The organism is Xanthomonas sp. CFBP 7698 (assembly GCF_003600855.1).
In the GTDB taxonomy this organism is placed as follows: Bacteria; Pseudomonadota; Gammaproteobacteria; order Xanthomonadales; family Xanthomonadaceae; genus Xanthomonas; species Xanthomonas cannabis.
Genome location: NZ_PRDN01000001.1, coordinates 429,186 through 452,794, shown reverse-complemented (window position 1 = coordinate 452,794; position 23,609 = coordinate 429,186). Strand labels below are relative to the sequence as shown.

The window sequence follows — 23,609 nt, the reverse complement described above, 5'->3', positions numbered from 1 at the left end:
GGCACGAGGCCGGTTTTGTGTTTTGAAACTGGTCGGGGAGACAGGATTCGAACCTGCGACCTCTACGTCCCGAACGTAGCGCTCTACCAGACTGAGCTACACCCCGAAGGAGCCGCGTATGTTACATAGGGAATGCGGAATCGGCAAGCATCTTGCGCAATTATTTTTACTGCGGCGGTTGGATGCGCTCGGGCTCGCGTGCTTCGAACCACATGCCGTTGAGCACTGCAGCCAGTGCCGCCAGGCCGGTACCGAGAATCCAGGCGAAGTACCACATGATGTTGCTCCTCGAATCGTTGCGAAAGTGGGATGGCGAACGCGGCGGCGCCATTGCGCTGGTGTCGCCGCAAGAAAGTGAGATGAAGCGCCAGCGCCGCGAACCAGGCAGTCATTGCCAGGCTGCGTAGCGCGAAGCAGCCGGGCACGTGCGAGCGCAACGGGCCGCTACCGAATGACGCCGCATCGCGGTGGGCCGTCGGTCGGGTGGGTGGCCGCCCTCAATACGCATTGGGATTGGCCGACAGTTCGTCGTCGGTGACCTTGCCCCTGAGCACGCGATACACCCACGTCGTGTAGGCCAGGATGATCGGCATGAACACGGTGGTGGCCAGCAGCATGATCCACAACGTGAGCCGGCTGCTGGAGGCATCCCACAGCGTCAGGCTGGCGCTTGGTGCAGTGGAGGAGGGCAACAGGAACGGGAACAGCGCAAGGCCCACGGTGAAGACGATGCCCACGATGGCGCTGCCCGAGGCGATGAAGGCCAGGCCGCCGCGCCGCACGCGCAACAGCACGGCGCTCATGGCGAGCCCGAGCAGCCCGATCAAGGGGGCCAGCAAGGTGGCCGGCATGCTGCTGTAGTTGTGCAGCCAGCCGCCGGCGGCGGTGAGTGCAGCGGTCTTGGCCAGTGGATTGGTCTGCGCGTCGGTCGCCAGCACCGAGGTCACCGCATAGCCGGGCAGGCCAAGCGCGACCCAGGCACCGGCCGCGGCAAACACGCCCACTGCAATCAGCGCCGCGATGCTGCCAAAACGCGCCGCACGCTCGGCCACCGGGCCATCGGTCTTGAGCACCAACATGGCCGCGCCATGCGCAACCAGCATCGCCACGCTGAGCACACCGGCCAGCAACGCGAACGGCGTCAGCAGGCCGAACAGGTTGCCGGTGTAGTACGTGCGCATGCTGTCGTCGAAATGGAACGGCACCCCCAGCAGCACATTGCCGACGGCCACGCCCATGATCAGCGCCGGGATGAAACCTCCGACAAACAGCGCCCAGTCCCAGTTGTTGCGCCAGCGCTGGCCGACCAGCTTGCCGCGGAACTTGAAGCCCACCGGGCGCAGGATCAGCGCAAACAGGATCACGAACATCGCCAGGTAGAACCCGGAAAAACTCACCGCGTACAAGGGCGGGAACGCGGCGAAGATGGCACCGCCGCCCAGGATCAGCCACACCTGGTTGCCCTCCCAGACCGGGCCGATGGTATTGATCACCAGCCGGCGTTCGGCATCGTTGCGGGCAACCAGCGGCAGCAAGCTGCTGACGCCCAGATCGAAGCCGCCCATCACCGCGTAACCGGACAGCAATATGCCAAGCAACAGCCACCAGATCACGCGCAATGTGGTGTAGTCGAGCAAGATGAAATCCATGGTGTCTCTCCTGGCTTACGGTGCGCCGCCGGCCAGCGCGCCGGTGCTCAATAGGGCGTCGGGTGAGGACGCGTGGGGCGAATCGCTGTGCGGCGATGGAGTGCCTTGGGTCGGCGGGAACATCGCATCCGGTCCCTTGCGGATGGTCTTCAACGACAGCTTGATCGCGATGACCAGCAGCGTGGTGTACAGCGCGGTGAACCCGACCAGCGTCATCACGATCTCGTACAGATCCAGCCCCGATGCGGCGTAGAACGTGGGCAGCACGCCTTCCACCGCCCACGGCTGGCGGCCGTACTCGGCCACGAACCAGCCGCATTCGATCGCGATCCACGGCAGCGGCAACGTCCACAGTGCCAGGGTCAGGAACCAGCGCTTTTCCTGGAAGTTGTGCTTGCACGCAAACCAGAACGCCACCGCAAAGAAGGCGATCAGGTAGATGCCGATGGCCGCCATGATGCGGAAGGTCCAGAACAGCGGCAGCACCCGCGGCACGGTGTCCATCGCGGCCTGGGCGATCTGCTCGGGCGTGGCGTTGCCGATGTCGTCGCGGTAGCGCTTGAGCAGCAGGCCGTGGCCCAGGTCCTGCCAATGCGCATCGAAGACCTTGCGTGCTTCGGCATCGTTCTTGTCGGCGCGAATGCGTTGCAGTGCGCCGTAGGCGATCTGGCCACCGCGGATGCGGTGTTCGGCACGGCCCACCAATTCAAGAATGCCTGGAATCGGCTCATCCAGCGAGCGCGTGGCGATCAGGCCCATCAGGTACGGGATCTTGATCGCGTAATCGTTGCGATGGGTGGTCTGGTTCGGAATGCCGAACGCAGTGAAGTCGGCCGGCGCAGCTTCGGTTTCCCACATCGCCTCGATCGCGGCCAGCTTCATCTTCTGGTGCTCGTTGGCGGCATAACCGCTTTCATCGCCCAGCACCACCACCGACAGCGACGACAGCAGGCCAAACGCGGCGGCCACCGCGAACGAGCGCCGCGCCATCTCCACATGCTTGCCGCGTAGCAGATAGAACGCGCTGATCGACATCACGAACACCGCACCCAGCACGTAGCCCGCACTGACGGTGTGCACGAACTTGGCCTGCGCCACCGGGTTGAACAGCACGGCGACAAAGTCGACCACTTCCATGCGCATGGTGTCCGGGTTGAACACCGCGCCGGCCGGGTTCTGCATCCAGCCATTGGCGATCAGGATCCACAGCGCGGAGAAGTTGCTGCCCAGCGCCACCAGCCAGGTGGTGATCAGGTGCTGCACCTTGCTCAGGCGGTTCCAGCCCAGGAAGAACAGGCCCAGGAAGGTCGCCTCCAGGAAGAAGGCCATCAGCCCTTCGATCGCCAGCGGTGCGCCGAAGATGTCGCCGACGTAGTGGCTGTAGTACGACCAGTTCATGCCGAACTCGAACTCCATCACGATGCCGGTGCCGACCCCCATGGCGAAGTTGATGCCGAACAGCACGCCCCAGAACATGGTCATGCGTCGCCAGATCTGCTTGCCGGTCATGACGTAGACGCTTTCCATGATGCCGAGCAGGAACGACAGCCCCATGGTCAGCGGCGGAAAGATGAAGTGGTACATCGCGGTGACTGCGAACTGCAGCCGCGACAGTTCGACAACTGTCGAGTCGATCATGGCGGGGTGGCCTGGTTGAGAATCGGTAGTGGATGCGGCGGATCATCTGCTCCTGCCGCGCCCGGCGCGTTGATCCAAATCAATGCGGCCCCGATGAGCTGCGGCACAATGCCCATCCCGCAGCGGCGGGTGGCGACTTACAATCGCTTGCAGTGAGCAGTCTTCGACCGAACCGATGTGAGCCAGCCCAGCGTGCGAGCCAGCGAAACACCCGCCCAGCGCCGCCAGCGCGGCCAATGGCTGGATGCATTGGCCGTACTCGCCGCACGTGCGCGGCGGCTGGCCGGTGTGGCCGTGGCGCTGTCCGGGGTGCTGCTGCTCGCGCAATCGGCCGCGATTGCCTGGTTGCTGCAGGCAGTGCTGGTGCGGCACGTGCCCGTGGCGCAGCTGCGCGACGTGGGCATCGGCCTGCTGGTGGCCGTGCTCGGCCGTGCGCTGCTCACGGCCTGGGCGCAAGCGCTGACCGGCGAGGTGGCCGATGTGGCCAAGCGCGCGCTACGTGCACGCATCGCGCGTCGCCTGGTGCAGCACGGTCCGGTGTGGCTGCGCCGGCAACGCAGCGGCGAGCTCGGCGAACTGAGCCTGGCGCATACCGATGCGCTGGAAGGGTATTTCGTCGGCTATCAGCTGGCGCGGACCGAGATGCTCCTGGTGCCACCGCTGATCCTGATTGCGGTGTTTTCAGTCGATTGGGTGGTGGGCCTGGTGCTGTTGCTGACCGCGCCGTTGATCCCGTTGTTCATGATGCTGGTGGGCTGGGGCGCCGAGGCCGCCGGCCGCGAGCAGCTGGGCGAGCTGGCACGCATGGGCGGGCATTTCGCCGATCGTCTGAAGGGCCTGGGCCTGCTGCGCGTGTACGGCCGCGGCCAGGCGGAATTGCGCGGGATTGCCGCCGCCGCCGAGGGCGTGCGCGAGCGCTCGCTGAAAGTGCTGCGCATCGCGTTCCTGTCGTCCACCGTGCTGGAGTTCTTCGCATCGGTGAGCGTGGCGATCGTGGCCTTGTACTTCGGCCTGAGCTATCTGGGCATGCTCGACCTGCATGGGCTGCCGTCCCTGGGCGCGGGCATGTTCTGCTTGCTGCTGGCACCGGAATTCTTCGCGCCGCTGCGACGTCTTGCTGCGCATTACCACGACCGCGCCAATGCGCTGGCAGCGGTGGCCGAAGCCGAGCGACTGCTGGAAGGCGTTGACGCCGAGCCGGCGCCTGCCGGCGCGCCGCCGCCACGTCCACTGGAGCCGGCGCAGGCGCGTGCGCCGCTGCTGCAGGTACGCGATCTGGCGTTGCGCCCGCCGGGCGCGCCGCATGCGGTGGTGACGCAGTGTTCGCTGGCGTTGCAGCCCGGCCAGCGCGTGGCGTTGATCGGTGCCAGCGGCAGCGGCAAGAGCACCTTGCTGGAGGGCCTGGCCGGTTGGTTGACGCCGGAGGCGGGTAGCGTGGTGCTGCGCCCCGGGACGCGGGTGGGCTACGCCACCCAGCGGCCCTACCTGTTTCACGGCAGCATTGCCGACAACCTACGCCTTGCCGACCCGCAGGCCAGCGACGCGCGACTGCTGGCGGTGGCCGATGCGGCGCAGGTGATACGGTTTGCCGCGCAGCTGCCGGCCGGCCTGGACACGGTGATCGGCGAACGCGGCTTCGGCCTGTCCGGCGGCGAGGCGCGGCGCGTGGCCTTGGCGCGGCTGCTGTTGCGCGAGCCGGACCTGCTGCTGCTGGACGAGCCCACCGCCTTTCTCGATCCCGACACCGAAGCGGAGCTGCTACGCACGTTGGGCGTGTTTGCGCGCGGCCGCGCAGTGGTGCTGGCCACGCATAGTCCGGCCGTGATGCGCTGGGCCGACACGGTGATCGATCTGCACGGCGCCAGCGTCACGGTGGAGCAGCCATGAGCGACCCACGCCACGACCATCTGCGCGATGTGTTTCACCGGCATGCATGGCGCCTGCTGCTGTCGGCGCTGCTGGTGCTGGTCACCGCGCTTGCCGGGGTGGGGCTGCTGGGCCTGTCCGGCAGCTTCCTGACTGCCGCGGCCCTGGCCGGCGTGGCCGGCATGGGCGCGGGCTTCAATTTCTTCTCGCCCTCGGCGGGCATCCGCGCGCTGACCTTTGCCCGCATCGTGTCGCGCTACGGCGAAAAGGTGATCGGGCACGATGCGACGCTGCGCATTGCGCGCGATCTGCGCGTGTGGTTCTTCCGGCGCGCGCTGCCGCTTGCGCCGGGCCGGTTGTCGGCCACGCGCACCGGCGATCTGCTGGCGCGGCTGATGTCCGACATCGGCGAGGTGGACGGTCTGAGCGTGCGTGCGCTTGCCCCGCTGAGCGCACTGCTCGGCATCTGGCTGGCCGGGCTGGTTGCCGCTGCGTTGATCTACCTGCCTGCCGCGCTGCTGTTGCTGGTGCTCGGCGTGCTGATCGGCGGGCTGGTGCCGTGGCAGGTTGCACGTGGCGGCGCACGACGCGAGCGGCTGCGTGCGCAGCAGCGCACGGTGCTGCGCACGCAGGCGTTCGAAGGGCTCGAGGGCGCGGCCGATCTGGCCGCCATCGATGCGCAGGGCGCCTGGCTGCAGCAGGCCGATGCCGCTGCAGCCGACGTGGTGCAGGGCGACCGCCTGCAGCGCCAGCACCTGATTGCCGGCACGGCGTTGCATGCGGTGTGCGGCGGCATCGGGCTGGCCGGCATGCTGTGGCTGGCGCTGCACGCTGCCGAGCGCGGCTTGATTACGGCCGAACTGGCGGCAGGGCTGGTGTTCCTGACCATGGCGCTGCTGGAAGTCTGGGCCGGTGCCGGGCTGGCGCTACAGGCGTTGCAGAGTGCGCGCGTGGCCGCCAGACGCCTGCAGGCCATCGTCGATCAGGCACCCTCGGTCAGCGACCCTGCACAGCCCGTCGATGTACCGGTCAGCGGCACGCTGCAACTGCAGCAGGTGTCCTTCGCGTGGCCTGGCGGCGTGCGTCCGGTGCTGCAGGCGCTGGACCTGACCCTGGCGCCCGGCGAGCGTATCGCCATCAGCGGCGACAGCGGCAGCGGCAAGAGCACCTTGTCGGCCCTGCTGCTGCGCCTGTGGGACCCGCACGCTGGGCAGGTGCGCTATGCCGGCATCGATCTAAAAGCCTTTGCGCAGGCGCAGTGGCATCGGCGCATTGCCTGGCTGCCGCAGAACGCGCCGGTGTTCGCCGGCACCGTGCGAGACAACCTGGCCATCGGCGATGCCGATGCCGACGATGCCGTGCTGTGGGCAACGCTGGATCAGGTGCGTCTGCGCGACTGGGCCACCGCCCAGGATGGCCTGGACACCTGGGTTGGCGAAAACGGCGCCACGCTCTCCGCAGGCCAGGCGCGCCGCCTCGCGCTGGCCCGCGCGCTGTTGCGCAATGCCCCGATCCTGCTGCTGGACGAACCCACCGACGGCCTGGACGTGGACACCGCGCACGCCTTGCTGCTCGATCTTGCCGCCGTACTGGGTGAGCGCAGCCTGGTGATGATCACCCACGACAGCGTGCCCGCCGGCGTGGTGCATCGGCACTACCGCATGCGGGGCGGAGTGCTGCAACCGCTGGAGTGAGCCGTCGGACGAGCGGTGCGTCATGCGCCGACAAGACCAGGTCGACGACACGCCTCACCTCGTCAGATACACCGCCCACGCCAGGGCCGCGGCGTTCGCCAGCGCGCTGACCCAGAACGCGATCTGGAACGAGGTCTTTACGGTCTTGTGCCGGAACAGCGACTGCGCCAGCAGCGCGCCGGGCCAGCCGCCGAGCAAGGCGATGGCATGCAGGGTGGCTTCCGGGGTGCGGCGCTGGCCGCGCGTGGCGGCGGTCTTGTCCAGCCGATAGGCGATCAGCGCGGCAATGCTCGTTACCGCGTACCAGAGCGCAATCGCAGCCGGTAGCCGGTCTGCGAGCACCAGGCCGAGCATGCCGACCGCGAACAGGCCGGCCAGCAGCCGGCGCGGCAGGACGCTGCTGGTGGTTTGCGAGGGCCGTGCTCTGGCTCTGGAAGTGGCTCTGGACCTGGCAATCAGCAGGCGTCCAGGAAGTCGCGGACTGCCGGGCCGAAACGGGCGAAATCCACCAGGAAGGCATCGTGGCCCTGCGGCGAATCCAGGCCGAGGAAGCGGGCATCGGCGCCGCCTGCGCGCAGGCCTGTGGCAATCTGCTCCTGCTGCTGCACCGGAAACAGGATGTCGGTGTTGGCGCCGATCGACAGCGCACGCGCAATGCGGATGTTGGCCAGGCCGGCCAACACTTCGGCCTCGGTGGAGACGTCTGCAGACGCGATGCTGCTGTGCGTGTCGACGGTCCGCGTCGCATTGACCGGGGCCGTGTCCACGGATTCGGCCAGGTCGAACCAGTCCATCGAGCGGCTCAGATACAGATAGCAGTTGGGGTCGAAGAAGCGCACGAAACGGCGCGCATGGCCTTCCAGATAACTTTCCACCTGGAATTCCAGGCCAAACGGGTCGTCGGCGGCCTGTTCGGAATCCAGCCGCACCCGGCCGAAGCGGCCATCCCACTCCAGTGCCGAGCGATACGTGATCACGCCAAGCTTGCGCGCCATGCGCATGCCCGATTCCGGGTAGTGCATGTCGTCGTAATTGCCGCCATTCCAGTGTGGGTCTAGCCGGATCGCTTCACGTTGCAGCGAGCGGATGGCGATGGAAAACGGCAACGCCTGCGCGCTGCCGGAGATGTTGATGTGATTGCGTGCAATGCCCGGATGGCGCAGCAACAATGCCAGCGCCGTCATGCCGCCCATCGAGTTGCCGATCAGGCAGGCCAGCTGGGTGATGCCCAGTGCGCGCACGACGTCGGCGGCTGCATCGGCCACGTCTTCGATCGACAGGTCCGGAAATGTCAGCCGATACGGCTGCCCGGTCGCCGGATCGATCGACGCCGGCCCGGTGGAGCCCTTGCAGCTGCCCAGCGAATTGACGCACACCACGAACCAGCGGGCGGTATCGATCGGCTTGCCCGGCCCGACCATCGCGTCCCACCAACCCGGCTCGGGATTGGCCTGGTTGGCTGCAGCGTGCGCGTTCGGCGACAGGCCGGTGACGATCAGGATGGCGTTGCTGCGGTCTGCGGCCAGCGTGCCCCAGGTCTCATACGCCACGCGTGCCTGATGCAACACGCCACCGCGTTTCATCGGAAACGGCGAAGGCAGTGCGTGGTAGAGCGTGCCGGGAGGAATGAATTCAGTCATGTCGCAATTCTATCTGCCATGGGATGCGCTGGGTGCAGGGTGGGAATCGGGAATCGGGAATCGGGAATTGGGAATCGGGAATTGGGAATCGGGAATTGGTTTAAGCCGTTGCGTGGTGTGATGCCGCTCTTCAAAGCGCGTGAGCTGCAGCTTGGTTGCAGGGCCCTTGCCCGCCCACCATCGCAGGACACGCCGCAAGTACATCCATGTAGCTCCTTGGCGGCATCCATGCCGCCAAGGGTCCCGCGACGGTGGGCGGGCAAGGACCAGTCGAGATGGTCGGTCTGCAGAGCTTTCAACAGAGCAATCAGCAAACCGTGCGACGCGGTGTCTTCGTTCTTCAGTAAAACCACCAGCCAACTGTCTAGCGTGGTGTCCTCGCCGATTGCGGGACCGTTGGCGGCATGGATTCCGCCACCGAGCCCCCATGGACGGGTTGACGGCGTGTCCCGCGAGCGGGGAGGGCACCGCGCCCTCGACCAGGCTTGAAGATTGCCAAGCGCTTGCGATACGAACATTTCATGCGTCTCAACCTGATTGCTCGCTATGGACAGATCAGGCAGAGAGCGGATCATCTGCGCCTTTGCTGCAGGGCCCTTGCCCGCCCACCATCGCGGGACACGCTGCAAGTACGTCCATGTAAGCTCCGTGGCGGCATCCATGCCGCCAAGGGTCCCGCGACGGTGGGCGGGCAAGGACCAGTGGAGATGGTCGGTCTGCATGGATTTCAACAGCGACTAGCAAACTGCGACGCGGTGTCTTTGCTTTTCAACAAAACCGCCAGGCTTTTCAACAAAATCGCCAGCCAACTGTCTGGCGTGGTGTCCTCACCGATTGCGGGACCGTGTGGCGGCATGGATGCCGCCACACGGTCCCCATGGACGGGTTTACGGCGTGTCCCGCGAGCGGTGAGGGCACCGCGCCCTCGACCAGACGTGAAGATAGCCAAGCGATCGCGACACGCACAATGCAGGCGTCGCTACCTGATTGCTTGATCCGGGCAGCAAAGGCGCAGGGCCAGTCATGGTGGTCGGTGCGCAGAGCTTTCAAGCAGTCACGATGGTGGTGCGCAACTGCATGCGGTTGCAGCCTGCGCCTTGTTGGTCGCTCCTTGTCCATTGGCCCCAAGGCGTGCAATGACACACGGCGAGCACTCAGCGGCCGATCACCAGTTCCACTGGGGCGCCTGCCGGCAGTTCCACCGTCACCGGCACGCTCTCGATGTCATCTGCCTGGCGCATGGCGTTGCCGCTGCGCGATAGCCGGGCCAGCACCTGCACCTTGTCCAGCGACGACAGCGGGCGCGTCGGCATCGGGCTGTCGCCGTCGTCGAGGGTGAGGGTCAACGGCAGTTCGCTCAGTGCGTGTTTTTCCACTGCTACCGGCATCGGTGTGTCGGCCGCACGCGCGATCACGAACACGCTGGTGTCGTTGGGCAGGCCCGCCCGTTTTGCGAACTCCGCATCCAGCGTTACACGCACCTGGATGCGTTTGCCAGCGGCTGCATCGGCGGCGGGCGCCGGCGGTGTCCGGATCGGCTCAAGCTTGGCTTCCTGCCGCGCGGCGTTGATCTGTTCGAGCAGGCCGGGGCGGGTGCTGGCGTCGACCACCCGCAGCAGCGGTTCCCAGGTGGCGCTGGCTTGGGCGGGTTGGCCGGCCTGACGTTGCACCACGCCCAGGAACCAGCGTGCGCGTTGATGGTCAGGCGCTACCACCAACGCGTGTTCGAGCAGGCGCATGGCCTGCGGGTCCGGGCGGCCGCTGTCGTCGGCCAGCATGCGCGATTGCGCGGCGGCCACCAGCACGTCCGGCTCGTCCGGGCGCAAGGTGACCGCGCGCGCGAAGGCATCGCGGGCCTCGGCAAACTTCTGCTGGCTGGACAGCGAGCGCCCCAGCAGCACCCAGCCTTCGGCCTGATCGGGATTGCGCGCCAGCGCCGTGCGCAGCTGCGCAATGGCTTCGTCCAGGGTGCGCGGGGCGGCCGGCCGGTTGGCGGCCTGCTCGATCGCCGAGGGCGTGCCGACCAGCCAGTACAACGCCGCACTGGCAGCCAGCAACAGCACCGCAATGCCGGCCGCCAGGCCGCGCGTTTCACGCCAGAGCGGCCGCAGCGCCACGCCGAACGCGAGCAAGGCGATCACGATCACCGCAATGACGAAGCCGGCCATCACCACTCCTGCTCGTCGGCGGGTAACGCGGGTGCGGCCGCACTGCGCCGACGCACCACCATCATCACTGCCACCCCGCCCAGCAGCAGCACCAGCAACGGGCCGAACCACAACAGCCAGGTGCGCGATTCCACCTGCGGGCGATACAACACGAACTCGCCATACCGGGCGACCAGAAACTGGCGGATCTGCGCATCGCTGCGGCCGTCGTGCATCAGCGCCAGCACCTCGCGACGCAGGTCCTGCGCAATCTGCGCGTTGGAATCGGCCAGCGACTGGTTCTGGCACTGCACACAGCGCAGCTCGGCGGTCAGCGCGTGGAAACGCGCTTCTTCCGCCGCCGAGCGGTACTGCAGCGGCGATGGGTCACCGACCGGCTGGGCCAGGGCCAGCCAAGGCAGCAACAGCAGCAACGTCAGCAGCCAGGCGCGCGTCATTGGTTGGCGTGCAGGTCCGGAGCGGCAGTGGGCGAGCGTTCGATCTTGCTCAGCGCCGGAATCAGCTGGGTGTCGATGATGGATTGGGTCAGCATGCCGCTGTATTTCCAGCGCACCACGCCGCGCCCGTCGACCAGAAACGTCTCCGGTGCGGCAGCGATGCCGAAGTCGATGGCGGTGCGGCCATCTTGATCGGCGACCACCAGCAGATACGGGTTGCCCAGTTGCTCCAGCCAGCGCAACGCATCGGCGCGCTCGTCCTTCCAGTTGTAGCCGATCACGCGCACGCGCTTGGTCAGCGCAAAGCGGCTCAGCACCGGATGTTCCTCACGGCAGGCCGGGCACCAGCTGCCCCATACGTTGATGATGTACGGTGCACCGCGCAGCTCGCGCGCATGCACCACAATGCTGGGGTCGTGCAGCAGCGGCAGCGCGAACTCCGGTGCCGGTTTGCCGATCAGCGCGGAGGGCAGGGCATCGCGATCGTCGTGACCTGAGCGCACCACCGCATAGACCAGCAGTGCTGCAAGTGCGAGCAGCAGCACGATGGCGCCCACGAGGACGGCCGTGGGCAGGCGGGGCGAACGTGACTCAACCATCTTGGATCTCCGGAGAACGACGAAAACGCCGGTCGGCGGCCGTGACCAGGCCGCCGAGCGCCATCAGCAGCGCCCCCAGCCAGATCCAGCGCACGAACGGTTTGAGGTGGACGCGCACCGCCCAGGCCTGATTGCCCAGCGGTTCGCCAAGGGCGACATACAGGTCGCCGAACGGGCCGGGGCGGATCGCCGCCTCGGTGAGGGTTTGTCCGCCGCTGGCGTAGCGACGCTTTTCTGCATGCAGCATGCCGACCGGTGCGTCGTCCTTGAACACCTGCAGGTTGGCGCGGTCGGACACGTAATTGGGTCCCCGCCGTTCTTCCAGGCTGTCGAAGTGCAGCGCATAGCGGCCGAGCTGCACCTGCTGGCCGGGCGCCAGCGCCACTTCGCGTTGCAGGCTCAGCGATTCAACCAGCAAGGCACCGGCCAGGAACACCGCCACGCCCAGATGCGCCAGCACCATGCCCAGCATTTCGGCGGTGTAGCGACGGCCCTTGGCCGCCCGCCGCGTCCACAGGAAGCGTGCGGTGCCCAGCATCACCCAGGCCGCACCGGCCACACCGATCGCGGCCTTGAACTGGCCTTGCGGCGCCATGAACCAGGCCAGCACTCCGGCCGCCAGCGCCAGGGCCGCCCACGGCGCCAGCAGCGCCAGCGGCCGCGAGGCCTGTTCGCGCTGCCAGCGGGTGAGCGGGCCAAACGGCAACAGCGCCACCAGTGGCGCCATCAACACCACGAACAGCGTGCCGAAGTAGGGCGGGCCGACCGACAGCTTGCCCAGGCCCAGCGCATCGGCCAGCAGCGGATACAGCGTGCCCAACAGCACCATCGCGCAGGCGCAGGCGAGCAGCAGGTTGTTCAACAGCAACAAGGTTTCGCGCGAGCTGCCGGCAAATGCGCGGCGTGGGTCAGCGTCGGCCGACATCCGTGGCGCGCGCAACGCGTACAGCAGCAGCGAGCTACCGACCACCGCCAGCAGGAACACCAGGATGAACAGTCCGCGTGACGGGTCGGCGGCAAACGAATGCACGCTGGTCAACACGCCCGAGCGCACCAGGAAGGTACCCAGCAACGACAGCGCAAAAGCGGCAATGGCCAGCAGCAGGGTCCAGCTGGCAAAGCTGCCGCGTTTTTCGGTGACCGCCTGCGAATGCAGCAAGGCGGTGCCGACCAGCCACGGCATGAAACTGGCGTTTTCCACCGGATCCCAGAACCACCAGCCGCCCCAGCCCAGTTCGTAATACGCCCACCAGCTGCCCAGCGCGATGCCCACGGTGAGCATCGACCACGCCACATTGGTCCACGGCCGCGTCCAGCGTAGCCAGCGTGCGTCCATGCGGCCTTCCAGCAATGCAGCAATGGCGAAGGCGAACGGCACCGCAAAGCCGACATAGCCGCAATACAGCATCGGCGGATGGATGATCAGGCCCGGATCCTGCAGCAGTGGATTGAGGTCGGCGCCTTCCAGCGGTACCGGCACCAGGCGCGCAAACGGGTTGGAGGTAAACAGCAGGAAGGCCAGAAAGCCGACGCTGATCAGCGCCATCACCCCCAGCACGCGCGCCACGACCTGTGCCGGCAATTGCCGCGACCACAGCGCCACCGCGCCGGTCCACAGCGCCAGTACCAGGGTCCACAGCAGCAGCGAGCCTTCGTGCGCGCCCCAGACCGCCGAGTAGCGGTACATGACCGGCAGCAGGCTGTTGGAATTTTCGGCGACATAGCGCACCGAAAAGTCCTGTACCAGAAACGCGTGCGTCAGCACCGCAAAGGCGGTGGCGATCAGGCCCAGCTGCACCAGCGCCGCCGGCCGCGCCACTGCCATCCAGCTGCTGCGGCCACGCTGGGCGCCGGCCAACGGCACGGCGGCCTGCACCAGCGCCACCAGCAGGGCCAGCACCAGCAGAAAGGTGCCGAGCTCAGGAAGCATGGGAGACCCAGAACCGGGCGGCGTGGAACGGGCCAGCGGAAGCGGCAGGCAGACGGGCCACGTCGGAAGACCCGCACAGACCGCGGCACAGGGGGGCGCGCCAAGCCCGGTGACGTGCAACGCCGCCTCTTGCGATCGCGCCGTCTTCCGTGGCCGGCGCGTGCGTCGGCCGGCGGAAGGGGCGAGAAGCGTCCCACGTGCCGCCGGGAACACCGGAAGACACACCCGCCGCGCAGCTTCCGACGACTGCATCGAGTCTCTTCCGCACTTCCGATCGCCGGTCGCAGGCCCCGGCAGCGCCGTCCATCAGTCCATCCCTCACTGCATCACCTTGCCGGGGGCCACTTGATGCTTGCGGTGCGCACTGCCCATCTTGTCGGCCACTTCCTTGGGCATATAGGTTTCATCGTGCTTGGCCAGCACATCTTCGGCCACGAACACGCCCTGCTGCATGCGACCGGTGGCCACCACCGCCTGACCTTCGCGGAACAGGTCGGGCAGGATGCGGTCGTAGCGTACCGGCAGCTGCGCGTCGCCATCGGTGACGCGGAACTGTGCTTCCAGCGAACCGGAGGCTCTTTTGAACGAGCCTTTCTCGACCATGCCGCCAAGCCGAAAACGGGAACGCGCGCCGGCATCGCCACGCAGCACTTCCGAAGGCGTGTAGAGGTAGGCCACGTTGCGCTGCAGGGCCATGGCCACCAGCGTGGTCGCCAGCCCCCCGGCCAGCACCAGCGCGATCACCAGCCATAGACGGCGGCGACGTTGCGGGTTCATCGGCTCAGCTCTGCATCGCTGGGCAGCACGCGCTTGCGCTCACGCAGGCGGCGCGCCTGCGCGACCCTCAATGCACGGCGCACCTGCCAGCGGCCGGCGATCAGGTCCCACAGCAGCACCAGCACGAACACCGCATAGGCAGCGATGACATAGGGCAGGTAGCTCATGCCGTGCCCCCCGCATCGCGCACGATCCAGGCCTTGCCGGCCTCGCGGCGCAGGTTGTCGGCGCGCGCGCGGGTGAGCAGGGACCCGGCGAACCAGAACTTGGTGCCGATCACCATCAGCCACAACGGCAGCAACATGCTGGCATCGATGGTCGATGCGCCGAACAGGCGGATGCTCTGGCCCTGGTGCAGCGAATTCCACCACACCACCGAGTAGCGGATCACCGGCAGCAGCACCACGCCGACGATCGCCAGCAAGCCAGCCGCGCGTGCGGCCTGGCGACGGTCGTCGATGGCGTGGTACAGCCCGATCACCCCCAGATACAGGAACAACAGGATCAGTTCGGTGGTCAGGCGCGGGTCCCAGTCCCACCAGGCGCCCCACATCGGTTTGCCCCAGATGCTGCCGGTCAACAGCGTGATCACGGTGAACGCCGCGCCGATGGGCGCGCAGGCCATCGCCAGGATCTCGCACACCTTGATGCGCCAGATCAGCGCGACCGCCGCGTACACCGCCATCACCCCGAACACGAACAGACTCATCCACGCGCTTGGCACATGGATATACAGGATGCGGAAACTGTCGCCCTGCTGGTAGTCGGCCGGCACCGCAAACAAGGCCTGCCAGATGCCGGCGCCCAGCAGCAACGCGGCCAGCGCATGGCACCACGGCGCCCAGCGCGCAGTGAATCGGTCGAAGATCGGGGGCGAGGCGAGTTGGTGGAACCAGCGGGCGACGACGTTCATGCGGTGGCGATGGCTCTTGGCATGGCGATGGCTTCTTGCATGGAGACAGCTCTCGGTACGACACCGCCGTACGACCTACGGTGTTCCGTCAACGGCGCATCTGTAACGTCGGTCAGCTCAGCGAAATCCGGATCGCCGCCGCCGCTGCCAGCGGTGCCAGCACGATGCCGATCACCAAGCCCGCGCCCAGCAGCAGCAACGCACCCACCGCATCCTGCCCTTGTCCGCTCGCCGCCACGCTGCCGGCCCCGAACACCAGCACCGGCACATACAACGGCAACGCCAGCAATGCCACGAGAATACCAGAGCGTTTCATGGTGACAGTCAGTGCAGCGACCACCGCGCCGAGCAGGCTCAAAAGCGGTGTGCCCAGCGCCAACGATGCCAGCAGCACCGGCAATTGGTCATGCGGCAGGTGCAGCAATTCGCCGAGCAGCGGCGTCACTGCAATCAGCGGTAACGCACTGGTTGCCCAATGCAGCAGCACGCGCACCGCAATCAACCACGCCAGCGGCACCGGTGCCAGCAGCCACTGCTCCATCGAACCGTCGTCGACATCGCTGCGGAACAGCGCGTCCAGCGACAACAGGCCGGCGAGCAGCACCGACAGCCATAGCACCGCCGGTGCCGCCTGCGCCAGCAGGTCCGGGCGTCCGCCCAGGCCCAGCGCGAACAGCACCACGATCAGCAGCGCGAACAGCGCCGGCTGCAAGGCGTCGCTGCGACGGCGCCACAGCAGCTGCAGATCGCGACGCAACAGCGCGCGGCCGGCCTGCAGCAACGAAGGTTGTGGCGAAGGCGTGCTCATGCTGCCGCCTCCAGGGTGAGCATGCGGGTGCGCACCGGCGGCGCCGCATAGGCGCCATGGGTGGTGACCAGCGCTGCGCCGCCGCCGCGCAGGTGTGCGGAGATCATCCGGTTGACCAGGGTGATGCCGTCCAGATCCAGATTCGCGTACGGCTCGTCCAGCAGCCACAGCGGCGCCGGCGACAGCCACAGCCGCGCCAGCGCCAGGCGCTTGCGTTGCCCCGCCGACAATTGCCGCACCAGGGCATCTTCGTAGCCGGCCAGCCCCACGATGGCCAGCGCGCTGCCCGGCATCTGCTTGGCCCGGCGGCCATGCAGGCCGCACAGGAAGTGCAGGTTCTCCAGGGTGCTGAGGTCGGCCTTCAGGCCGGGCAGGTGGCCCAGGTAGGCCATGAAGCGGCTGCGGTCGCCGCGCCGCGCAGTCTTGCCGTCGATCTGGATCTGCCCGCGCTCCACATGCAGCAGCCCGGCCAGCACGCGCAACAGCGTGGTCTTGCCGGCGCCGTTGTCGCCTTGCACCAACAGGGCTTCGCCGGCATCGACATGGAAATCCAGCGGGCCGAACACCGGCTCCTCGTTGCGGCTGAAGGCCAGGGCGTGCGCCGCCAGCAGCGGTGGTGCGGTGTGCAGCGGTTCGATCATCGGTGCAGCGGGCTCCCGTCGCAGGACGGCATGGGGAAGGACCGGGGCGAGGGCGCACCAGACCGGGCGCGCATTGTAGCGACGATGGTGGCATGCCGGGGACGTATGAGGCAGCGCCGGAGGCGCCGCGGTGGGTCGGGGAACGCTGTTTTGCAGCGTCCGGGCGCACCCGCCTGGCGGCTTTGCGTACACTCGCGGTCCCCCGTTTCTTGTCCGGACAGGCACCATGCTCCTCACGACCAAGCTGCCCAAGGTGGGCACCACCATCTTTACCGTGATGTCGCAGCTGGCGGCCGAGCACGGCGCGGTCAACCTGGGTCAGGGCTTCCCGGATTTCGCGGTACCGCAGCGCCTGGTCGATGAGCTGGACCGTGCAATGCGCGCCGGCCACAACCAGTACCCGCCGATGACCGGCGTGGCGGCGCTGCGTCAGGCCATCGCCGGCAAGGCGCAGCGCTGCTACGGCGCGCAGGTCGATGCCGACACCGAGATCACCGTCACCAGCGGCGCCACCGAGGCCATCTTCAACGCCATCCATGCGGTCGTGCGCGCCGGTGAAGAGGTCATCGTGCTGGACCCGGCCTACGACTGCTACGAGCCGGCGATCGATCTGGCCGGCGCGCGTGCGGTGCACGTGGCATTGCACCCGCAGACCTTCGCGGTCGACTGGGACGCCTTGCGCGCCGCGATCACGCCGAAGACGCGCCTGTTGATGATCAATTCGCCGCACAACCCCTCCGGCGCCATGCTCTCGGCCGACGACATGCGGGCGCTGACCGAGCTGCTGCGCGACACCGACATCTTCCTGCTGTCGGACGAGGTCTACGAGCACATCGTGTTCGACGGCCACCGCCACGAATCGGTGCTGCGCTGGCCGGAATTGCGCGAGCGCGCGTTCGTGATTTCGAGCTTCGGTAAGACCTATCACTGCACCGGCTGGAAGATCGGCTACGCCATCGCACCGCCGGCGCTGACGGCCGAATTCCGCAAAGTGCACCAGTACAACACCTTCACCAGTTTCGGCCCGGCCCAGCACGCCTTTGCCGCGATGATCCGCGACGAACCCGAGCACGACGAGCAGCTTGGCGCCTTCTACCAGGCCAAGCGCGACCGTTTCCGCGAACAGCTGCTGACCACGCGCCTGAAGCCGCTGCCGGTGCCCGGCGGCTACTTCCAACTGGTGGACTATTCGGCCATCAGCGATCTGCCCGACACCGAGTTCGTGAAGTGGCTGACGGTGGAGAAGGGCGTGGCCGCGATCCCGCTGTCGCCGTTCTACGAAAACGCACCGGCGGGGCAGCGTTTGGCACGTCTGTGTTTTGCCAAGAACGATGCGACATTGGATGCGGCGATCGAGCGCTTGCGTAGGCTCTGACGAGCCGGAAATCGGGAATGGGGATTCGGGAATCGTAAGAGCGGTTGGCCGCTTTTTGATCTGAATCTGCACTTGGCTCGATGACACAACGCCCTCATTAAACCTCTGTTCGATTCCCTATTCCCGATTCTCCATTCCCGAGTCTCTCCATGCACGATCTGCGCATCTCCCTGATCCAAGGCGACACCCGCTGGCATGACCCGGCTGGCAATCGCGACTATTACGGCGCGTTGCTGGAGCCGCTGGCGGGGCAGACCGATCTGGTGATCCTGCCGGAGACCTTCACCAGCGGATTTTCCAACGACGCCATCGACAAGGCCGAAGGCATGGACGGACCGACCGTGGCCTGGGTGCGCGCACAGGCGGCACGGTTGGATGCGGCGGTCACCGGTAGCGTGCAATTGCGCACCGCTGCGGGGGTGTTCAATCGGCTGCTGTGGGCCACGCCCGATGGCGCGCTGCAGTACTACGACAAGCGTCACCTGTTCCGCTTCGGCAACGAGCACTTGCGTTATGCGGCCGGGCGCGATCGCCTCTGCGTCGAGTGGAAGGGCTGGCGGATCAATCCGCAGGTCTGCTACGACCTGCGCTTTCCGGTGTTCTGCCGCAACCGCTTCGATGTGGGGCGCCCGGGACAGCTGGATTTCGATCTGCAACTGTTCGTCGCCAACTGGCCGTCCGCCCGCTCCTACGCGTGGAAGACCTTGCTGCGCGCCCGTGCGATCGAAAACCTGTGCTTCGTTGCCGCGGTCAACCGCATCGGCGTGGACGGCAATCAGTTGCACTACGCCGGCGACAGCGCGGTGATCGATTTCCTTGGCCAGCCGCAGGTCGAAATCCGCGAGCGCGAACAGGTCGTCACCACCACCATCAGTGCAGCTGCACTGGCCGAGCACCGCACGCGCTTCCCGGCGATGCTGGATGCCGATCGATTCGAGATTCGGGATGTGTAAGTCGGGATTGGTGCAAGCCAATCCAGCCCAGGCGCGAGCACGCCCGCTGTCACCAATCCCGAATCCCCAATCCCGAATCCCAGCTACTCAGCCAATTTGATCTCATAGATCGTCGGCCACCGCTTGCCGGTGACGAACACGCGGTCGTGTTCTGCGTCATAGGCGATGCCGTTGAGCACGTCGTTGCTGGGGTCGGTCAACGTGTCGGCATCGGGGACCAACGCTTTCAGGTCGATCCAGCCGATGACCTTGCCGCTGACCGGGTCGATCCGTGCGATGCGGGTGGTCAGCCAGACATTGGCCCACAGCTCGCCCTTCACCCATTCCAGCTCGTTGAGATTGTCCAGCGGGCGGCCGCGCGCGGTGACCTGGATGCTGCCGATCTGCTTCAGGGTCTGCGGGTCCAGCCGGCGGATGCTGGCGGTGCCATCGCTCATGTATAGCTGGCGCGCGTCACTGGTCAGCGCCCAGCCTTCGCCCTGGTAGGAAAACTGCGAACGCGGCGCCAGCGTGGCCAGGTCGTAGACGAAGCCTTGCTGGTTGCGCCAGGTCAGCTGAATCACCCTGTCGTGCCAGGCCACGATGCCTTCGCCGTAGTAGGGCGCCGGCGTATCCACCTGCTGCAGCACCCGGCCGCTTTTCAGCTCGACCTTGCGCACGCTGGAATGGCCCAGCTCGCCGGTGCTCTCGTACAGGTGGCCATCCAGATAGAACAGGCCCTCGGTATAGGCGGCGGTGTCGTGCGGATAGCGGTTGACGACCGTGTAACCAGTGGTCGGAATCGCCTCGCCGCAATGCGCGAGCGAGGGCAGCAACAAGGCGACGAAGAGCAGCGAGTGGGCAGTGCGTGACATGCGCCGATCATCCCACGCCGCGCCCGTGCCCGCAGCACTCAGGCAGGGACGGGATGCGGGTAATGATTGGCTGAACGCGAGTTGGAACGTTGCCGCCACCTTGTCGCGGCTGCCACATCGGCGCTGCTAGTCTCGCGCCACGTCCATCACCGGCAACGCACACATGATCAAGTCACTGTCTCTTTTTGCCCTGCTTGGCGCGGCAACGCTGGCCCCGCAGGCGCAGGCCGCCGGCAATATCGATTGCCAGCTGAAGTTCAATCTGTCCGGCTGGTCGGTGTTCTACAAGACCGCCAGCGGCACCGGCACCATCACCTGCGACAACGGCGCGGTCATCCCGGTCAAGATTTCCAGCAAGGGCGGCGGCCTGACGGTAGGCAAGTCCAAGATCACCGGCGGCCGTGGGTCGTTCTCCGGTGCCTATAGCCTCAACGACCTGTTCGGCACCTATGCCGCTGCCGAAGCGCATGCGGGCATCGTGAAGTCGAGCACCGCACAGGTGGTCACCAAGGGCGATATTTCGCTGGCGCTTGCAGGTACCGGCGAGGGTGTGGATCTGGGTGTCAATGTAGGCAACTTCGTGATCGAGCGCCGCAAGTAAGCGGCAGCATCGCGTCGCGCGCATCGACCGATGCGCGCGGCTCCTGCCTCGCGGCAAGCTTGCGCCAGACAGCGGCTGCTGGCGCGCCTGCCTGAGTGGACCCGGCGGAATCCTCTGCTCCAATCGAAGGTCCATCGTGTCGGCTACAACAAGAAAACGGCCCCGCGAGGGGCCGTTTTTCGTTGCGCGGATCAACTGATGCTCAGCGACCGCGATTGCCGCCGCCTGGCGGACGACGGTTGCCGCCACCCGGCGGACGGCCGCCCGGGCCACCACGCGGTGCACCACCGGGACCACCCGGTCCGCGCGCGCCGCCGCCCGGACCACCGGGGCCGCGATTGCCGGCTGCAGGGCCGCGATTACCGCCCGGGCCTGCCGGACGGCCGCCACTCGGGCGTCCTGCAGGACGCGCAGCGCCATACGGGCTGAAACCCGGGTTGGCATGATCGGACGGAAAGCTCGGCGCGTTACCCGGGTGACCATAGGGATGCTTGCGCTGTCCCTGGCCTTGCCCCTGCGATTGACCCTGACCGCCTGCACCGCCGCGGCCCTGGCCACCGGCACCCGGACGCGCGCCGCCAGGACCCTTCTTGGCATACGGACGTGCCTGGCCGGTGCTGTTGCCGCCCGGGCCGGCGTTGCGGTGGCCGCTGGGGCCGGTGCTCACGCCATCGGGCACGTACCAGCTGCGGAATGCCGCCGGGTTGCCATCGGGCAGCGAGCGATCGCCCTTGGCCGGGCCGCGCTGCTTGAACGGGCGTTGCTGCGACTGCTTGGCCGCCGCTTCGCCGCTGACGGTCAGGCCACCCTTGAAGCCGCCAGGCTTGCCACGGCCGCCGCGGCCGCGATCTTCGCGCAGGTTGTCGAAGCGACGCAGCTCACGGCCTTCATCGGCACCCGAGGTCTGGCCGTTGACGTAGGCATTGCTGCGGCCATCGCGCGAGACGTGCACGGTGGACTTGGCGGCGCGGCGCTGGCCGATCACCGGCTGCAGGGTCAGCGCCGACGGCGCGCCTTCTTCCAGCTTGAGTTCGGCGCGCAGGCTTTCCACCTTCTCCTGCGCCACTTCCACCGATTGCCCGCGCAGCAGTTCGCGCGGCAGCGAGATCTTGCCGTAGCGGCTGCGCTTGAGGCGGCTGACCTGGCAGCCCTGCGATTCCCACAGGCGGCGCACTTCGCGGTTGCGGCCTTCCTTGACGACCACGCGGAACCAGTCGTGCGAGTCGGTGCCGCCGATGCGCTCGATCTCGTCGAACTTGGCGCCGCCGTCTTCCAGCAACACACCGCGCGACAGCCGCTCGATGATGGCGTCGGAGACCGTTTCTTCGCCTTCCGGGGCACGCACGCGCACCACGTATTCGCGCTCGACCTCGTAGGAGGGGTGCATCATCGCGTTGGCCAGCTCACCGTCGGTGGTCAGCAGCAACAGGCCGGTGGTGTTGATGTCCAGGCGGCCGATGGCGATCCAGCGCGAGCCCTTCAGTGCCGGCAGCGACTCGAACACGGTCGGGCGGCCTTCGGGATCTTCGCGCGTGGTCACTTCGCCTTCGGGCTTGTTGTAGATCAGCACGCGCGACGGTTCGGTCAGCGCGCTGGCCACGAAGCTGCGGCCGTCCAGTTCGATCTTGTCGCCGCTGCGCACCGACATGCCGGTCTGCGCGACGGCGCCATTGACCTTGATTAGGCCATCGGCAATGCGCTGCTCCAGCGCGCGGCGCGAGCCCAGGCCGGCCTGGGCCAGCACCTTGTGCAGGCGCTCTTCCAGCTTGGGCGCTTCGGGCGCGCTGTCGCGCTTGAGGGAAAGCTTGTTCAACGACAGCTTGCGGGGGGTGTCACTCATATGTCTGGCTCCGGCCGCCGCGTTGCGGGTCGGCCTCTGGGTCGGAATCGGCTTCGTCAACAGCCACGGTCGTCGTCGCGACGGCGTTGTCTTCGTCTTCGTTCACTGCATCCGCGCGCGTTCCCGGCGCGGTGTCGGGGTCGCCCTCACGGGCGTCGTCTGGGTGGTGCGTATCCTGGTCCTGCGCCGGGGCATGCCCGAGGTGTTGCGGTGTCTGCGCGCCCGTCGCGTCGGCATCGTCCATGTCGATGGCGTCGTGGAGAGCGTGGTGTTGCTGGTCGACCCCGGCATCGCTGGCCGTTGCCGGCGCGTGCTGGTCGGCAACGGTGCCGATGTCTGTTTCGGGATCGCGCCCGGCATTGGCCTGATGATCGGTCGCTGCCTGGGAACTGCCGTCCTGGCTTGCCACCGCGGCGGTCCCGGGGGCTTCCAGATCCTCCTGCGTCGCGCTGATGTCGCTGTCATCGGCCGCGGCGTCAGCGGTAGTGGCGTCTGCATCAGCGCCATCAACGTCGGCGCCATCAATGTCAGCGCCATCAACGTCAGCGCCATTAGCAGTTGCATCCGCATCGGCGCCTCCAGCGCCCGCCGCATCGGCATCTGCCTGATCCTGCGCGGTCTGCATCGCCGCCGACGCCGGCATGGCACCATCCAGTTGCCCGTCGCGGTCCAGCGGCAGCTGCGGTTCCAGCTCGGCGATGTCCTTCAACTCAGACAATGGCGGCAGCTCGTCCAATCGCTTGAGCCCGAAGTAATCCAGAAAGCCCTTGGTGGTACCGAACAGGGCGGGCTTGCCGGGGACATCGCGGTGGCCGACCACGCGGATCCACTCGCGTTCTTCCAGCGCCTGGATGATGTTGCTGCTGACCGCCACGCCGCGCACCTGCTCGATCTCGCCGCGGGTGATCGGCTGGCGGTAGGCAATCAAGGCCAACGTTTCCAGCGTGGCGCGGGTGTACTTGGTGCGGCGCTCGGTCCACAGCCGTGCCACCCAGCCATGCACCTCGGCCTTGACCTGGAAGCGGAAGCCCGAGGCCACCTCGACCAATTCCACGCCGCGCTCGGCGCAGCCCTCGCGCAGCAGCTCCAGCGCGCGCTCCACGCTGCCAGGCGGCGCGGGTTCTTCTTCCGGAAACAAACCCTGCAATTGCGCCAGCGTCAGCGGCTGGCTGCTCGCCAGCAGGGCGGCTTCGATGATGCGGGTGATCAGCGCTTGATCCATTCGG

General features: G+C 67.1%; 22 protein-coding genes and 1 tRNA gene. 5 read left to right on the top strand and 18 right to left on the bottom strand.

Going from position 1 to position 23,609, the window contains the following annotated elements; translation table 11 throughout:
- Window positions 1-29: 29 nt before the first annotated feature.
- The 4 genes from XnspCFBP7698_RS01945 to XnspCFBP7698_RS01930 all read right to left on the bottom strand — a co-directional run bounded on the left by XnspCFBP7698_RS01945 (window position 30) and on the right by XnspCFBP7698_RS01930 (window position 3,287).
- A tRNA-Pro gene (locus tag XnspCFBP7698_RS01945) sits at window positions 30-106 on the bottom strand.
- A 60-nt stretch (window positions 107-166) separates the two neighbouring features.
- A complete protein-coding gene (gene cydX / locus XnspCFBP7698_RS01940; RefSeq protein WP_047696850.1) occupies window positions 167-277 on the bottom strand; it encodes a cytochrome bd-I oxidase subunit CydX in 111 nt (36 codons plus the stop codon).
- 220 nt (window positions 278-497) lie between these two features.
- A complete protein-coding gene (cydB, locus tag XnspCFBP7698_RS01935) occupies window positions 498-1,649 on the bottom strand; it encodes a cytochrome d ubiquinol oxidase subunit II (RefSeq protein ID WP_104579715.1) in 1,152 nt (383 codons plus the stop codon).
- A 15-nt stretch (window positions 1,650-1,664) separates the two neighbouring features.
- Window positions 1,665-3,287: a cytochrome ubiquinol oxidase subunit I gene (locus XnspCFBP7698_RS01930; RefSeq protein ID WP_104579716.1), complete on the bottom strand. Its 1,623-nt coding sequence runs from the start codon at window positions 3,285-3,287 to the stop codon at window positions 1,665-1,667.
- Window positions 3,288-3,464: 177 nt separating this feature from the next.
- Here XnspCFBP7698_RS01930 and cydD point away from each other — a divergent pair, with 177 nt between their 5' ends.
- The gene (gene cydD / locus XnspCFBP7698_RS01925) at window positions 3,465-5,174 is read left to right on the top strand and encodes a thiol reductant ABC exporter subunit CydD (protein WP_104579717.1); all 1,710 of its coding nucleotides are present in this window, start codon (window positions 3,465-3,467) and stop codon (window positions 5,172-5,174) included.
- Window positions 5,171-6,847 (top strand): thiol reductant ABC exporter subunit CydC, encoded by a 1,677-nt coding sequence (gene cydC, locus XnspCFBP7698_RS01920; RefSeq protein ID WP_104579718.1) that lies wholly within the window; start codon window positions 5,171-5,173, stop codon window positions 6,845-6,847. The genes cydD and cydC overlap by 4 nt, the downstream gene beginning before the upstream one ends.
- Before the next feature lie 54 nt (window positions 6,848-6,901).
- Here the strand turns inward: cydC and XnspCFBP7698_RS01915 are convergent, their stop codons facing one another.
- The 11 genes from XnspCFBP7698_RS01915 to ccmA form a co-directional block, all read right to left on the bottom strand.
- Window positions 6,902-7,201, bottom strand: coding sequence for a DUF1294 domain-containing protein (locus XnspCFBP7698_RS01915; RefSeq protein WP_104579719.1), 300 nt, complete (start codon window positions 7,199-7,201; stop codon window positions 6,902-6,904).
- 101 nt (window positions 7,202-7,302) lie between these two features.
- Window positions 7,303-8,487, bottom strand: a complete 1,185-nt coding sequence (locus XnspCFBP7698_RS01910; protein WP_104579720.1) for a homoserine O-acetyltransferase — start codon at window positions 8,485-8,487, stop codon at window positions 7,303-7,305.
- A gap of 1,154 nt (window positions 8,488-9,641) precedes the next feature.
- A complete protein-coding gene (locus tag XnspCFBP7698_RS01895; RefSeq protein ID WP_199680012.1) occupies window positions 9,642-10,655 on the bottom strand; it encodes a tetratricopeptide repeat protein in 1,014 nt (337 codons plus the stop codon).
- On the bottom strand, window positions 10,655-11,092 hold the full coding sequence (locus XnspCFBP7698_RS01890) for a cytochrome c-type biogenesis protein (protein WP_047696546.1): 438 nt from the start codon (window positions 11,090-11,092) through the stop codon (window positions 10,655-10,657). Before XnspCFBP7698_RS01890 ends, XnspCFBP7698_RS01895 begins: the two co-directional genes overlap by 1 nt.
- The gene (locus XnspCFBP7698_RS01885) at window positions 11,089-11,691 is read right to left on the bottom strand and encodes a DsbE family thiol:disulfide interchange protein (RefSeq protein ID WP_039565919.1); all 603 of its coding nucleotides are present in this window, start codon (window positions 11,689-11,691) and stop codon (window positions 11,089-11,091) included. The genes XnspCFBP7698_RS01890 and XnspCFBP7698_RS01885 overlap by 4 nt, the downstream gene beginning before the upstream one ends.
- The gene (locus XnspCFBP7698_RS01880; protein WP_104579698.1) at window positions 11,684-13,621 is read right to left on the bottom strand and encodes a heme lyase CcmF/NrfE family subunit; all 1,938 of its coding nucleotides are present in this window, start codon (window positions 13,619-13,621) and stop codon (window positions 11,684-11,686) included. Before XnspCFBP7698_RS01880 ends, XnspCFBP7698_RS01885 begins: the two co-directional genes overlap by 8 nt.
- A 318-nt stretch (window positions 13,622-13,939) precedes the next feature.
- Window positions 13,940-14,398, bottom strand: coding sequence for a cytochrome c maturation protein CcmE (gene ccmE / locus XnspCFBP7698_RS01875; RefSeq protein WP_104579697.1), 459 nt, complete (start codon window positions 14,396-14,398; stop codon window positions 13,940-13,942).
- Entirely contained in the window at window positions 14,395-14,565 is a 171-nt protein-coding gene (locus XnspCFBP7698_RS01870; protein ID WP_104579696.1) for a heme exporter protein CcmD, read from the bottom strand. The genes ccmE and XnspCFBP7698_RS01870 overlap by 4 nt, the downstream gene beginning before the upstream one ends.
- A complete protein-coding gene (locus XnspCFBP7698_RS01865) occupies window positions 14,562-15,311 on the bottom strand; it encodes a heme ABC transporter permease (RefSeq protein ID WP_104579695.1) in 750 nt (249 codons plus the stop codon). Before XnspCFBP7698_RS01865 ends, XnspCFBP7698_RS01870 begins: the two co-directional genes overlap by 4 nt.
- 112 nt (window positions 15,312-15,423) lie before the next feature.
- Window positions 15,424-16,119 carry a heme exporter protein CcmB gene (ccmB, locus tag XnspCFBP7698_RS01860; RefSeq protein WP_039414310.1) on the bottom strand — a complete coding sequence of 232 codons (696 nt, stop codon included), beginning with the start codon at window positions 16,117-16,119 and terminating at the stop codon, window positions 15,424-15,426.
- Window positions 16,116-16,760, bottom strand: coding sequence for a heme ABC exporter ATP-binding protein CcmA (ccmA, locus tag XnspCFBP7698_RS01855; protein ID WP_039414312.1), 645 nt, complete (start codon window positions 16,758-16,760; stop codon window positions 16,116-16,118). Before ccmA ends, ccmB begins: the two co-directional genes overlap by 4 nt.
- A 226-nt stretch (window positions 16,761-16,986) precedes the next feature.
- Here ccmA and XnspCFBP7698_RS01850 point away from each other — a divergent pair, with 226 nt between their 5' ends.
- Together XnspCFBP7698_RS01850 and XnspCFBP7698_RS01845 are read left to right on the top strand one after the other, a co-directional pair.
- On the top strand, window positions 16,987-18,135 hold the full coding sequence (locus XnspCFBP7698_RS01850; RefSeq protein WP_104579694.1) for a pyridoxal phosphate-dependent aminotransferase: 1,149 nt from the start codon (window positions 16,987-16,989) through the stop codon (window positions 18,133-18,135).
- A 149-nt stretch (window positions 18,136-18,284) separates the two neighbouring features.
- A complete protein-coding gene (locus XnspCFBP7698_RS01845) occupies window positions 18,285-19,088 on the top strand; it encodes an amidohydrolase (RefSeq protein ID WP_104579693.1) in 804 nt (267 codons plus the stop codon).
- An 83-nt stretch (window positions 19,089-19,171) separates the two neighbouring features.
- Here the strand turns inward: XnspCFBP7698_RS01845 and XnspCFBP7698_RS01840 are convergent, their stop codons facing one another.
- Window positions 19,172-19,942 (bottom strand): glutaminyl-peptide cyclotransferase, encoded by a 771-nt coding sequence (locus tag XnspCFBP7698_RS01840; protein WP_104579692.1) that lies wholly within the window; start codon window positions 19,940-19,942, stop codon window positions 19,172-19,174.
- 163 nt (window positions 19,943-20,105) lie between these two features.
- Here XnspCFBP7698_RS01840 and XnspCFBP7698_RS01835 point away from each other — a divergent pair, with 163 nt between their 5' ends.
- Entirely contained in the window at window positions 20,106-20,543 is a 438-nt protein-coding gene (locus XnspCFBP7698_RS01835) for a hypothetical protein (protein ID WP_047696531.1), read from the top strand.
- Window positions 20,544-20,745: 202 nt separating this feature from the next.
- On the opposite strand, the gene XnspCFBP7698_RS01830 is transcribed toward XnspCFBP7698_RS01835, so the two are convergent.
- Both XnspCFBP7698_RS01830 and scpB read right to left on the bottom strand, forming a co-directional pair.
- A complete protein-coding gene (locus tag XnspCFBP7698_RS01830) occupies window positions 20,746-22,383 on the bottom strand; it encodes a pseudouridine synthase (RefSeq protein ID WP_104579691.1) in 1,638 nt (545 codons plus the stop codon).
- The gene (gene scpB / locus XnspCFBP7698_RS01825; RefSeq protein ID WP_199680011.1) at window positions 22,376-23,605 is read right to left on the bottom strand and encodes an SMC-Scp complex subunit ScpB; all 1,230 of its coding nucleotides are present in this window, start codon (window positions 23,603-23,605) and stop codon (window positions 22,376-22,378) included. Before scpB ends, XnspCFBP7698_RS01830 begins: the two co-directional genes overlap by 8 nt.
- Window positions 23,606-23,609 lie beyond the last annotated feature (4 nt).

Excerpts from the sequence above, each read along its gene's own strand:
- cydX (WP_047696850.1), bottom strand. The coding sequence starts at position 277 with ATGTGGTACTTCGCCTGGATTCTCGGTACCGGCCTGGCGGCACTGGCT.
- cydB (WP_104579715.1), bottom strand. The coding sequence starts at position 1,649 with ATGGATTTCATCTTGCTCGACTACACCACATTGCGCGTGATCTGGTGG.
- XnspCFBP7698_RS01930 (WP_104579716.1), bottom strand. The coding sequence starts at position 3,287 with ATGATCGACTCGACAGTTGTCGAACTGTCGCGGCTGCAGTTCGCAGTC.
- cydC (WP_104579718.1), top strand. The coding sequence starts at position 5,171 with ATGAGCGACCCACGCCACGACCATCTGCGCGATGTGTTTCACCGGCAT.
- XnspCFBP7698_RS01915 (WP_104579719.1), bottom strand. The coding sequence starts at position 7,201 with ATGCTCGGCCTGGTGCTCGCAGACCGGCTACCGGCTGCGATTGCGCTC.
- XnspCFBP7698_RS01910 (WP_104579720.1), bottom strand. The coding sequence starts at position 8,487 with ATGACTGAATTCATTCCTCCCGGCACGCTCTACCACGCACTGCCTTCG.
- XnspCFBP7698_RS01895 (WP_199680012.1), bottom strand. The coding sequence starts at position 10,655 with ATGGCCGGCTTCGTCATTGCGGTGATCGTGATCGCCTTGCTCGCGTTC.
- XnspCFBP7698_RS01890 (WP_047696546.1), bottom strand. The coding sequence starts at position 11,092 with ATGACGCGCGCCTGGCTGCTGACGTTGCTGCTGTTGCTGCCTTGGCTG.
- XnspCFBP7698_RS01885 (WP_039565919.1), bottom strand. The coding sequence starts at position 11,691 with ATGGTTGAGTCACGTTCGCCCCGCCTGCCCACGGCCGTCCTCGTGGGC.
- XnspCFBP7698_RS01880 (WP_104579698.1), bottom strand. The coding sequence starts at position 13,621 with ATGCTTCCTGAGCTCGGCACCTTTCTGCTGGTGCTGGCCCTGCTGGTG.
- ccmE (WP_104579697.1), bottom strand. The coding sequence starts at position 14,398 with ATGAACCCGCAACGTCGCCGCCGTCTATGGCTGGTGATCGCGCTGGTG.
- XnspCFBP7698_RS01870 (WP_104579696.1), bottom strand. The coding sequence starts at position 14,565 with ATGAGCTACCTGCCCTATGTCATCGCTGCCTATGCGGTGTTCGTGCTG.
- XnspCFBP7698_RS01865 (WP_104579695.1), bottom strand. The coding sequence starts at position 15,311 with ATGAACGTCGTCGCCCGCTGGTTCCACCAACTCGCCTCGCCCCCGATC.
- ccmB (WP_039414310.1), bottom strand. The coding sequence starts at position 16,119 with ATGAGCACGCCTTCGCCACAACCTTCGTTGCTGCAGGCCGGCCGCGCG.
- ccmA (WP_039414312.1), bottom strand. The coding sequence starts at position 16,760 with ATGATCGAACCGCTGCACACCGCACCACCGCTGCTGGCGGCGCACGCC.
- XnspCFBP7698_RS01850 (WP_104579694.1), top strand. The coding sequence starts at position 16,987 with ATGCTCCTCACGACCAAGCTGCCCAAGGTGGGCACCACCATCTTTACC.
- XnspCFBP7698_RS01845 (WP_104579693.1), top strand. The coding sequence starts at position 18,285 with ATGCACGATCTGCGCATCTCCCTGATCCAAGGCGACACCCGCTGGCAT.
- XnspCFBP7698_RS01840 (WP_104579692.1), bottom strand. The coding sequence starts at position 19,942 with ATGTCACGCACTGCCCACTCGCTGCTCTTCGTCGCCTTGTTGCTGCCC.
- XnspCFBP7698_RS01835 (WP_047696531.1), top strand. The coding sequence starts at position 20,106 with ATGATCAAGTCACTGTCTCTTTTTGCCCTGCTTGGCGCGGCAACGCTG.
- XnspCFBP7698_RS01830 (WP_104579691.1), bottom strand. The coding sequence starts at position 22,383 with ATGAGTGACACCCCCCGCAAGCTGTCGTTGAACAAGCTTTCCCTCAAG.
- scpB (WP_199680011.1), bottom strand. The coding sequence starts at position 23,605 with ATGGATCAAGCGCTGATCACCCGCATCATCGAAGCCGCCCTGCTGGCG.